The organism is Verrucomicrobiota bacterium, from assembly GCA_037139415.1.
Classification (GTDB): Bacteria; Verrucomicrobiota; Verrucomicrobiia; order Limisphaerales; family Fontisphaeraceae; genus JBAXGN01.
Map to the genome: position 1 here is coordinate 1 of JBAXGN010000218.1, position 12005 is coordinate 12005.

The window sequence follows — 12005 nt, forward strand, 5'->3', positions numbered from 1 at the left end:
TACGGGTATGCGCCTCGCTCGCGTCTCGCCAGCCGCCCAAAATCCTGCGCGCCTTCGTCTCAGCTTGAAAGCTCATTGGAATAACCTCCGCCTATGACGCAAAATAAACCTTCGCCCTCCGTTTTGGGTTGCCGTGCCAGTCTCCTTGCTGCGGGATGTTCCCGCCGGGATTTTATCCGTTGGAGTGGCACCTTGGCGGCGGCGCTACCGTTTGGCCTGTCACCGATGGCTGCCCGGGCGGCAGACTCCGTGACGAAGACAGCGGGCACAACTCCGGTGGCCATCGTGGGCTGCCAGGGTTACGGCCCGGAGGTGCGCACCGCACTGAAACAATCCTTCGACCTGTTGGGCGGGATTGGTTCGCTGGTGAAAGCCAAAACCGTTACCGTAAAGCTGAATCTAACCGGCACCGATTTCACCCCGGTTTTCAAACGACCGGTGGGCGAAAGTTACATGACCCATTTTTCCACCGCGCTGGCCCTGACCGGCTTGCTGATCGAGGCCGGCGCACGACGGGTGCGCCTGGTGGAATCCACCCAGAGCAAGGCCAGGCTGGAGACGACGCTGGAGCTGGGCGATTGGGATGTCAACCAGTTGCGCGCGCTGGGCCGTGTGGAATTTGAGAACACGCGCAATCTTGGCCTGGGCAAAGCGTATGCCGAATTCAAAGTGCCCGGCGGCGGGCGGATGTTCGCCAGCTTTCAACTGAATCACGCGTATGACGAGACGGACGTGCTGGTCTCGCTTTGCAAGCTCAAGCAACATTACACCGCCGGCGTGACGCTCTCGATGAAGAACCTGTTTGGCATCACGCCCAACGCCCTCTACGGCAGCGGGGCGGGCAGCGAGGACGCCACGGAAGGCCGGGACTTCCTGCACTCACCGATCGGCCTGCCGCGCCGGATTGATCCGCCCGGCTTCAAGTTCAAGCCGGGCAAGGAACCGTTGAATCCGGGGGAACGCATCCCGCGCATCATCACGGACCTGTGCGCGGCGCGGCCGATTCACCTGGCCATCATTGACGGCATCACGTCCATGAGCGGCGCGGAAGGACCTTGGAGTACCGAGATAAAATTCACCAAGCCGGGCGTGCTTATTGCGGGTTTGGATCCGGTTGCCACCGATGCGGTGGGCACCGCCGTCATGGGTTTTGCCAACCCGCGCGCCCCGCTCGGCGTGGAACCGTTTGGTAATTGTGAAAACCATTTGCTGTTGGCTGAACAGGCTGGTTTGGGTACGGCGGATTTGGCCAGAATTGACGTGCGCGGGCTGACGCTTGCCAAGGCGCGGTATCCGTACCCGCCGCTGAATCTCCACATGTAGTCCGGCATTGCGACCAACGTTGGTAGCCGTCGAGGTAAGGAGACGGAACCAGGGATTTCGGATGTCCGTCTCCTTACCTCGACGGCTACGCGGAAGGGGAATGGGGAATCCGCCTCCTTACCTCGGCGGCTACGCGGTGTAGTTGGTCGCGTTACGGTATGACCGTGGCGTGCCAGAGATAGGCGATGCCGCCGGGTTGGACCGGTTCCGGCGGTTGGGTGGCCAGGTGTTCGGCCACGGCAACCATGGCTGGCAACACGACTTCGGGATTGGGATTGAAACCGCCGATGCGCCACAACCCGCCCCAGCCATTGAAACGGTATGCACCGATGAAATCCGCCCCGGCTCCGCTGACCAGTGCCCAGTGTCCGGGATCAGGTCTGGTGCGTGGCAGACCGCGATTCACCGGGCTCGATAGCCGGCCCAGGCGCGTGGATAATTCCGGGCCAAACCATTGCTGGCCGGTCGCGGTGACCGTCAACGGTTCGCCCGGTGCTTCCACTTCCCCATCGGCCACCGGCAGACCCAGATAGCCCATGCCGGCCGGCCCCACACTCGCGGGTTTTCACCCGTTGCCCGTGGGCATCAGCGCGGTATGGAACGAAAAGCCCGCCGCCTCACACCAATGCCCCCCATGCACCACGTACTCGCGGATTTGCGTCAGCCGCGCGCGCCAGTCGCCCGCCAGCCCCGCCGGAAATATTTCCCCATAGGGATTCACAATCATCAGCCAGGCTTGCGAACCCGCCTTGAGCGCCTGGTCTAATTCCGCCGCCGTGGTCAGGCGGCGCACTGCCAGACCGTGGCGCTGGAGCAGGGGCGATTTTTCCAAGGCGGCCACCCAGGCGGACGGCATAATGGATGTCCAATTGGGTTTGTGCCCATTCGAGAGATCAATCACCCCGATGGCCGGTTTGCCACCGGGCCAGTCTTTGGGCGCTTTGCCAGCCAGGTTTTCCGGCGGGCGAACCAGGGTCTGTCCCACGAGGGCAGGCAGGCGGAGTGACACCACGCCGTTTTGAATGGTGGCCGGTTGGGCTTTGCCACCATCAAAGGTCACCCGTGCATTCGCGTTCAGGGCGCGTGGCAATTCCACGGCGATCTGCGTTTCCGCCGGCGCGTAGGCCCACACCTCAAATTGTTTTTGCCGTTCCTCGGTGACAAACGAGACGCCCTCGTTGCCAAACCGTTGGTTATTAACCTGGCTTAACCGCCCGGCGACCACGCCCGGTCCGGAAACATGGAAACCATGCGCCGCCAGCGCCTTGCCATCCACCGTCTGCGGCTGGGATGACAGGTTCGCCGCGATGGTGAGCAGACCGAACTTGGAGCGGATGCTTTCCCCTGCACCGGTCCGCGTCGCCTGTTGGTGCTCGAACGCCAGCGTCGGTGTGCCGAGATACTGGGCGCAAACCGATTTCTGGAGGCGATCCAGCCAGCGCAGCCATTCGCGCGGCGCGTCCCGTTCCAAGGCGGGCGCAGAGATGCGATAACTCATGCTGAATCCCAAGCCCAATGTCCAGGCGAGCACCTCGGGATTGGTCACAAACTGGCCGAGGTCATGATACAGCATCGCCGCTTTATCGTGGGCGATATATTGCGCGACCGGATAAATCTGCCAGGCATTGGGCGGGTATTCGTTTTTCATGAATTTCCGCCACGGTGGTCCGCCTTCGGTGGGTACAACTTGAAAGCTCAGACCGCACAACTGGGCTTCATAATTCACCACGCGATCCCAGCCCGCCTCGGTGGAGAGCGGCATGCGCGCGGCATCCTCTGCCGCCTGCGAGACCAGCCCATCCATATAGGCATAAGGCGTGGGTGAAGCCGGGTTCATATCGTATTTCCAGGTGCGTGCGCCGCATTGATCCTGGAACAACACGTCCACCGGGTAATCCATTGTGAATTGCCGCACGGTTTCGCGGTTGACCTTTTGCACGGCCGGATGCCAATGGCACACGGTGTAGCCGTCATTCTTCGAATAGCGCTCGTACGCGGGCGTGCCATCCAGGTTTTTTAACAGGGGTGCTTCGCCCTCCCGCTCAAAGGTCGGGCCCTTGGGGTGATCGCACCACCAGGTGGGATTGGTGTACGGCATGACCAGGTGGCCCAACTCATGACAACGGTCGAAGAAGCGCCGCAAGTCTGCCGGGGAGCCAAACCACGCATTGGGCGGCAGATGATCCGGATATTCCTTGTCGAAGCCGCCCTTCAAATAATCAGAAAAATGCACCAGCGTGGGGACAGGCAGTTTGTCCAGATGCGCCAATTTCTCCTGGCTGTTGCCGGTGTAAAATACCAGCACCGACTGCTTGAATTTCTTCAGCGCCTCCGGCGTGAGCTTTTGTTCCAACCGGCGTTCAATCCGGTTTTCCTGGCAATACCGGACGAGATTCTCCGGGGTGGTGCGTCCTGTAATGAACAACACTTTGGGCGAGGTCCACACGGTGCCTTTCTCGACGAAGGTGCCGAAGGCGCGCTCGAAATAGCCGCCCGATACGTCGCCACCCCAGGCGAGTTTGCCGGGCACGAAAATCAGGTCATGGCGTTTGGCCCCTTCCCACGGCTGACTGGTTTGCGGTTGCACGCCATAGACGGCCACGGTGCCTTGGGCTGATTCCAGTTGCGCAAAATCAGCAAACGCCGGCGGGTAACTGAGCTGACTCTCGAAATAGCGCACCGGCATCAGCGCGGCGAAGAAAGAAAACCCGCCCACCTCAAACCAATGCCCGCCGTCGCGCACATAGCGGCCCACTCGCGCCACCATCTCCTTGTGGTCCTCCAGCTTCAGCACCGGCAGACATTCGCCGTAGGGATTCAAGATCGCGCGAAATTCTCCCTGTTCCAGCGCCGCCGCCAGTTCGCTGATCGAGGTCAGTTCCACCAATTGCACCTGCCGCGCGGTGACCGAAGGCAATTGCCGCAGGCGCGCTACCCATTCCGCGACGTCCGTGTAATTACCGCCGCCCCGTTCCGGTCCCCGGGTCAGTGCCAGAACCCCCAGCTTTTTGCGGGTCACAACGGCCTCGCCCGCCACGCGCGCCACCACGGCCGGCACGGCACGCAACATCAGACTCTCCTCGGGTTCCGTCACGAAACCGCCCACCCGCCACAACATTCCCTGCCCGCCCAACCGGCTTCCGGAAAGGTAAGCGCCGTGCTCGGATTCGATCAACACCAGGTCGGCTTGGCCTTCCCCCGGTGGGCGATTAACCACTGCGGACTTGCCTTCCAAGCCGCGCGCCACGGATTCACCCAACCAGGTTTTCCCCTCGGCGGTCACGCGCAACGGGACCGCCGGATCGCGCATGTCACGTTGTTTGGGGAGTTTGCCATACAGGCTGGCATACCCTGCCGGGCCTACGGATTTGGAACGCCAGGCAGAAGGACTCTCCAGTGGCTGTTCCTGAAAAAACGGCGACCGAAACGCCGTGCCCACCGTCATATTGCCGTTGGGTGGACAGATCAGCCGCTCCATCGTCGCCGGATTGAACCGCATTCGGGCCGGCAGGTAAAAATCCAGAATCGTTTTGGTGGCGGGCTTAAGTTGGGCAGAAAGGGCGATGCCGTTTGATACCACGGTCAATGTCACATTGACCGTCAGTTCCGCGCTGCGATAATCCAACAACAGTTCATCCTGGCTCCGGCCCATCCGGCACTCGAAGGACTGGCTGGCGTTGCCCTTGGCAAAGGCGTCCGCGGTGATCTCGCCGCCCTCGCGATACTTCACCTGCCACAAACCGCGTTCGCCACTTTGCCACAGCGAGACATTCTTGCCCGCCTGAGTCATGGACAGGATGGACCCGTTGGTGGCGCTCAGCGTCACGGTGCCCTGTGCTCCAGTCACCAATATCCGGTCATTTGCGATCTGGATCGCCGCCGGCAGGATTGTTTGGCTGCACAGCCAAAGCCCGCAGACTGTTATAAATTTTTGCATAAAATGAAATTGACCTGTGACTGACGCGGAGGAACCCACTTCCCGGTCCGCATCAGCATGACACTTACGTCATTCCGTCGCGCCGCTGCGTTTCAACAACTCAACCAATTCGGTGGCGCCGCTGGCCGAAGCGATCATCAAGGCTGTGCGGCCCTGCTTGTCTTTGCTGTTCAGGCTGGCCTGCTTCGCCAGCAACAGGCGCACCGTGGCGACGTTGCCGGCGCTGACCGCCAGGTGCAGCGGCGTAAGCCCATCTTCATCTTTGGCATCGGCAGTGAGACCGCGCTCCAGCAAAAATGAAATCAACCCCGGTTCCTTGTTGGTCGCCGCGACGTGCAGCAGTGTGGTGCCGGATTTGCCTTTGGATTGCAGCTCGGCGCCTTTGCTCAACAACAATTCCACCATCTCGCGGTGGCCGCCCGCAACGGCAGTATGCAGCGGGGTTAATCCGGTAATATCCTGCGCCTTCAGATCCGCACCCTTGGTCAGCAACAGCTCCACCGCTTCTTTATGGCCGCCCAGTGCCGCCAGGTGCAACGGCGTTTGACCGCCAAAATTGCCCTCGTTCACCGGCGCACCGCGTTCCAACAACAGCGCGACCAGCGCCTGATGCCCGTTCTGCGCGGCCAGGTGCAAGGGTTGCCCCACAAACATGGAGGGCGCGCCGACTTTGGCCCCGCGTGCCAGCAGATACTCCGCCACGGCCAACTGGCCTTTGCTCGCGGCAAAATGCAACGGAGTTTTGTCAAAGTCACCCTTGGCATTCACCAGTGACGGTTGCAGTTTCAGCGCGCGCTGCACGGTTTCCAGTTCCCCCTTTTGCACGGCCTCAAACAATGCCAGCGCCAGCGCGGATTTGCCGCTGGGCGTGGGTAACTCGGCCGGCGGCGCGGGCGGGCGCGAATGTTTGGTGACCACCGGGGCTTCCACCGGCGCCGGTTCGGCTGGTGTACTACCGCCGGTCGCCCGGCTCAACAGAGAGAGTACCTCGCGCTTATTATTTTCCGTGGCCAGCTTGGCCGGCGTTTTCCCTGTGGAATCATGCGCGTTCGGATCGGCCCCCTTGGTCATCAGGAATTCCACCAACTTGTGGTTGCCGGCGGAAGCGGCGTAATGCAGCGGCGTGCGGCCAAAACGATCCTTGGCATTCAGGTTCCCCCCGGCGGCGACCAGTGCCTCCGCGATCTCCATTGCACCGGCCTGTACCGCCAAATGCAGCGGAACCCGTTGATACATGTCATCGTTGTTGTTGGCGTTCTTGCGGTCCTGCACCAGCAACTGCTTCACCTGTGAAAGGTTGCCGCTTTTCACCGCGTCATGAATGGGCGCGGCGAGGGTCTGGAGAACCAGGCCCATCGTCCCGCCCCAAACGGCCCATGATTGCCAACGATGTGTCATTGTTCCTTGGACTCTGCCGGGCAGACCCATGGATGGGTGAGACGATGCGGATTTCCCGGATTTCCTCAAGCGCAAAAGATAACGCAAACGCTTCTTTCCAAGTATAATCATGCTGAGCGCGGATGCACGAAGACCAAGTTGAGGCTTGCAACGGCGGTTTGCCCGATTGGCAGGTGGAGTGCAGAAGGGTTGCAATGGTGATGCAGTTTTAGTGCTGGGCGCGTTACAACCCTTTTCAGGCAGGTTTCAGACTCTTTGGACCGCAGATCATGCGCGGCTGAAAAGAAAATGGTGCGCGCTAGAGGATTTGAACCTCTGACCTCTTCCGTGTGAAGGAAGCGCTCTACCACTAAGCTAAGCGCGCACGCTTGGGAGTAGCTTACCGGATCTGCGGATCAATTCAAGCACTTATTATTGGCCAGGATAAAGTAAAGTACGACGATGACCCGACTGCCGGCCTGGCCGCCGCGGATTGAAGGAACTGGCGCCTTGACGCTCCCTGGCCACCCAGATAGGTTATTGACATGGCAGATCATGGAACATCTGATTCAGCGAACTGGCAGGTTTCACGCCTTACCAGAGGGGCAACCACACTGAAGCAACCGGCCCGATTGGAATGAGCCTTGCATTGGCGTGAAACCATACTTATTCATGCTCATGCGTTTAAAGATGGTGCGATTTTTAACCATCGCCTGCCTGTGCGTGCATGGTTGGGCGCCATGTTCCGCGCGCGCGACACTGCTTTTGAGGTACACCTTCGATGAAGACCCCGCCGGAGTTGTGGCGGCACTGGATTCCGGTTCCGGCACGCCCGCGCCCGGCGTGTTTATCGGATCTGCCGCCACCCGCACCAATAAAACACCTGGTCAATTTTCTGTCGCGGCGCTGAGTCTGAATGGAACCAATGCCGGGTCGTACTATGTTTCCGGTGGGGATGCGGATAAACTGGACGCCTTGAGCAATCTTACCATCACGGCCTGGCTTAATTTGCAGGCATCCCCGGCAGCGAACGATCGCGTGGTCAGCAAGCTCTTTAGTGACGGCACCCGGGCCACCGGGTTTGATCTACGGTTCATGGGATCGCCCTCGGCCATCAATTTTTCGCTTGGGTTTTCCTTGATCAACGGGCAGTCGGTTAGCGGCCTGCCGACTGTCACCGGGCCGGTGGCATTTAGCTCGTCGAATGTCTGGACGTTCATCGCCGTCACGTATGACGGCGCAAAAGTGCGGTTTTACAGCGGCACTACGAACAGCGGCGTCAGCCAAGCGGGCAGTGACATGAACAAATCCGCCAGTTTTGGCACCCCCACCAATACCACCGCCGATTTCCGCATCGGCAGCACGGCGGCGGCCACGGCTGACCGTACGCCGCCTGCGTGGTTTGACGACGTGCGCATCTATGATGCGGCGCTAACCTTGGGCGAACTGGAAACTATTCGCGTGGAAAATATTTCCATGGCACCGGTGATCGTGTCACCGCCGCAAAATGTGCTGATTGAAACTGGAGGGACCGTGGCGTTTAGTGTCGTGGCCAACGGTACCCTGCCGCTCGCGTACCAATGGTATTTCATTACCAACAACGTCACCAACGCGCTACCCCAAGGCACCAACGCAACCTTGAATCTTGCCCAGGTTACGTTCGCCAATGCGGGAACCTACCAGGCCGTGGTCACGAACCAATTTGGCAGCGCCACCAGTGCACCGGCCACTCTGACCGTAATTGCGATCGCTCCGCCCAGTTTGCTGAGTGTCACCGCGTTCCCTACTCGCCGCGCGGTGACCTTGACGTTTGACCGGGCGGTGACGGATTCGGCCACCAATCCCGCCAATTTCCTTGTAAGTGGCGGAATCACTTCGGCGGAAGCAGTCCCGGATGCCACCTTGACCAACCTCACCCTCGCGACTTCGTTGCAAGTTCCCAACGCCAGCTATTCCCTCACGGTCACCGGCATTCAGGGACGGCTGCCGGACGCTGCCTTCATGGCTCCCATCACCACCAATTTCTTTTCCCCGCCGCTCTACGGACCATTGAATAACGTGCCAGAGGCTGCCGGGTGGACCTTGCTGTATTCGCTGAATCTGCCCAACACGGCGGCCTATCATGGCACTGGCGTAAAGTATGATTTGGATCATCATTTATGGGCCACCAACTTCAGCCGGGTAGCATATTACCTGGAGTTGCAACCCAGTAACGGGCCGTTACAATTTGTCTGGGCCGCCGTGGATCCATTCGTCACGGACACGATGCAACTCGGTGTGCCGACCACCCAGTCTGGTGCCATTTTTCAGCAACCAGTGGTGAACCTGGAGGTTCGTTCAAGCGTGGCCGGCGTGGTCACCGGCAATAACCTGACCGGCGGGAGTCTCAAGTTCATTCCCGGAAGCGATGCCGCCCCTGCCACTGCCGGGCGCGGGGCGATGCAACTCCAGCATCACGGCAATGTCGTTTTCACCTTCAATGGTTGGGGCTTGGGCGGCGTTCCCGACTTGGGCATTGGCAATAATCCCGACGTTGCGTATCCCGATTGGAACCAGGCATCCAACGCTCCCACGTGGCCGGTCAAACGCCTGCTGGTCTATGTGCTGCAACGTCCAAATATGACGACGGATTCCGATATCGTGGTGTATGGCAGCACTTCCGGCGGAGTCATCGCCGCCGTGCAGACGGCGCGGCTCGGTAAACGGACGGTGCTGCTCAGCCCGGACAACCATCTTGGTGGCATGTCCAGCGGCGGGTTGGGATGGACGGATATTGGCAGCAATGGCACGGATTACATCGGGGGAATGGCGCGAGAATATTATCGGCGCAATGGGACGCGCTATGGCAAAAGCCTTCAGTTCAATCTGGAACCGAAGGTGGCGGAACAGATTTTCGGGGAGATGCTGGCAGAAGCGGGGGTGCGCGTGGTGTTTAATCAACACCTGGCTTCCGTGGTCATGAATGGACCGCGCATTGCCCAAGTGGTCATGGCGGACGGCTCTGCGCACCGCAGCCGCATGTTCGTTGACACCACCTATGAGGGCGACCTCATGGCGATGGCCGGAGTGACCTTCACGGTCGGACGAGAGGGAACCAATACCTATGGTGAAAGTTATGCCGGGGTGCTGGCCCCGGGCAACGGCGGCTACACGTATGACCCATACGTGGTGGCCGGCAATACCAATAGCGGGGTGCTGCCTTTGTTGACGACCAATGCCCTTGCGCCGCGCGGTGGCGGTGATCGCGGGGTGCAGGCGTACAACTTCCGCCTCTGCTTCAGCCAGTCCGCCACCAATTTCCTGCCCATCACCGCGCCCGCCAACTATAACGACACCCAATTTGAATTGATGGCCCGCTACCTTGAGGCGCGCTTGGCCAAGGATGGCGCGGTTTCCCTGGGGCAATTGATGACGTTGGATCGTCCGCCCGTGCCCGGCAAATACGACATTAACGCCAACGGAAATATCTCCACCGATTTTGTCGGGGAAAGCTGGACCTGGCCGACCAACACCTTCGCGGAACGCGCCGCCATTCAACGCGCCCACGAGGATTATACCCGTGGCTTGTTTCTATTTCTCGCCACCTCCTCCCGGGTGCCCGCCGCGGTGCGCAGCGACATGCAAAACTGGGGCTTGTGTCGCGATGAATTTCTGGACACGGGCGGCTGGCCGCACACGTTGTACGTGCGCGAAGCCCGGCGGCTGGTCGGCGATTATGTCATGCAGCAAGCGGATTGCCAGGGGGGGCGGATGGCGTCCGATAGCATCGGGCTCGCCGCCTATTCCATGGATTCGCATCTTATCCAGCGCTTCGCCAGCGGCAACCAAGCTCTCCATGAGGGCGGCATGTTTAATTCCACTCCGACCCCGTTCCCGATCAGTTACCGTTCCCTGATTCCCCGCCAGGGCGAATGCGAAAATGTGCTCTGCACCTTTGCGCTATCCGCCAGCCATGTGGCCTTTGCCAGTTGCCGGATGGAGCCGGTACTGATGATTATCAGTCAAAGCGCGGCCACCGCCGCCGCCTTCGCACTGGATGAAAATGTGCCGGTCCAGCAGGTGAATTATGACCGCCTGGCGGTGCAACTCCTGGCGGACGGTCAGCAACTTGGCAGTACGAGCGTCTCGGATAGCGGCATCATTGTGGACAACAACAGCACCGGGGCAATCCGGGTTGGAGATTGGACGGGCAGTTCTGCCACTGCGGGTTTTTGGGGCCCGGACTACCTGACGGATGGCAACACCAATAAGGGGCTGAAGAGTGTAACGTACATCCCCAATCTGCCCACCAACGATCTTTACGAAGTGTATTTGCGTTGGACCGCCTACTCGAATCGCGCCACCAATACGCCGGTGGACATTGTCCACCCGTTTGGGACCAACACGTTGCTCGTAAACCAGCAGGTGGGAGGTGGGGTCTGGACGCTGTTACTGCGCACCAATTTTAACGCCGGCACCAATGCGCGGGTCGTCATTCGCACCGCCGGAACCTCCGGCTATGTGATTGCGGATGCCGTGCGCTTCCTCTCCTCCAACCTGCCACCGGTGCAGGCGCAAGTACACGTGGTGGCCACAGACCCAGTGACCTCAGAGGCGGGTGGCGACCCGGCACGCATCACGTTTGTGCGCTTCGGCGACACCAATCTTGACTTGCTGGTATCATACACCTTGAGTGGCACCGCGAGCAATGGAGTGGACTTCCCGGCGTTGCCGGGTTCGATCACGTTGCCGCCCGGAGTGATCAGCACCAGCTTGGTGATTCAGGCTACGGCAGACTTCATCCGCGAGGGGGCCGAAACGCTCACGATCACCTTGGCAAGTGGCACCAATTATGTGCCGGGCGCACAGAATTCGGCCACGATCGTGATCCTTGATGCCGATCAGGGGGTCCGCATCACGGCTCGTCCGACGTTGTTATCCAGCGGTCGTTTTCGCGCGGGTTTTTCCGGCGAACCCAACCGTCTCTATGATATTCAAGCGGCCACCAATCTTGGCGGCCCCTGGCTTCTTTTCACCAATCTGATGGCCAATCCCTTGGGCGAACTCATGCTGGATGTCCCGGCAACCAACCGCATTCCCAACCGGCTGTTCCGTTTGGGACCCAATCCTTCAAACTGAAGTGCGGCGGGCGAATCGCGGCCGGTGCCAGCGCGTGCCGAGCTACCAACGTTCGATCTCCTTATTCCAAATCGCTATCAAGATGAGACTCATTCGCTGGTCTTTTGAGCTGCTGGCTTCGTTGCTCGCTCGTTGCGGACCGCTACGGGTATGCGCCTCGCTCGCGTCTCGCCAGCCGCCCAAAATCCTGCGCGCCTAAGTGCTTATCCGCAAATAAAAGTTGCCTTTTTCGCCGTGCTCTGTCAATTTC

5 protein-coding genes and 1 tRNA gene are annotated in these 12005 nt (G+C 60.1%); 2 read left to right on the forward strand and 4 right to left on the reverse strand.

The window, feature by feature from the left end; translation table 11 throughout:
• Positions 1-93 precede the first annotated feature (93 nt).
• Complete coding sequence (locus WCO56_25815; protein ID MEI7733016.1) at positions 94-1323, forward strand: DUF362 domain-containing protein; 1230 nt, start codon at positions 94-96, stop codon at positions 1321-1323.
• A gap of 151 nt (positions 1324-1474) precedes the next feature.
• Here WCO56_25815 and WCO56_25820 read toward each other — a convergent pair whose 3' ends face one another.
• From WCO56_25820 to WCO56_25835, 4 genes are all read right to left on the reverse strand, one after another.
• Entirely contained in the window at positions 1475-1876 is a 402-nt protein-coding gene (locus WCO56_25820) for a hypothetical protein (GenBank protein ID MEI7733017.1), read from the reverse strand.
• A 12-nt stretch (positions 1877-1888) separates the two neighbouring features.
• Positions 1889-5260, reverse strand: a complete 3372-nt coding sequence (locus tag WCO56_25825; protein MEI7733018.1) for a DUF6259 domain-containing protein — start codon at positions 5258-5260, stop codon at positions 1889-1891.
• A 69-nt stretch (positions 5261-5329) separates the two neighbouring features.
• A complete protein-coding gene (locus tag WCO56_25830; GenBank protein MEI7733019.1) occupies positions 5330-6658 on the reverse strand; it encodes an ankyrin repeat domain-containing protein in 1329 nt (442 codons plus the stop codon).
• Positions 6659-6947: 289 nt separating this feature from the next.
• A tRNA-Val gene (locus tag WCO56_25835) sits at positions 6948-7022 on the reverse strand.
• 269 nt (positions 7023-7291) lie between these two features.
• Here WCO56_25835 and WCO56_25840 point away from each other — a divergent pair.
• Positions 7292-11755, forward strand: a complete 4464-nt coding sequence (locus WCO56_25840) for an FAD-dependent oxidoreductase (protein MEI7733020.1) — start codon at positions 7292-7294, stop codon at positions 11753-11755.
• Positions 11756-12005 lie beyond the last annotated feature (250 nt).

Bases quoted from the DNA above. Each gene is read 5' to 3' on its own strand.
- WCO56_25815 (MEI7733016.1), top strand. From the start codon at position 94: ATGACGCAAAATAAACCTTCGCCCTCCGTTTTGGGTTGCCGTGCCAGT.
- WCO56_25825 (MEI7733018.1), bottom strand. From the start codon at position 5,260: ATGCAAAAATTTATAACAGTCTGCGGGCTTTGGCTGTGCAGCCAAACA.
- WCO56_25830 (MEI7733019.1), bottom strand. From the start codon at position 6,658: ATGACACATCGTTGGCAATCATGGGCCGTTTGGGGCGGGACGATGGGC.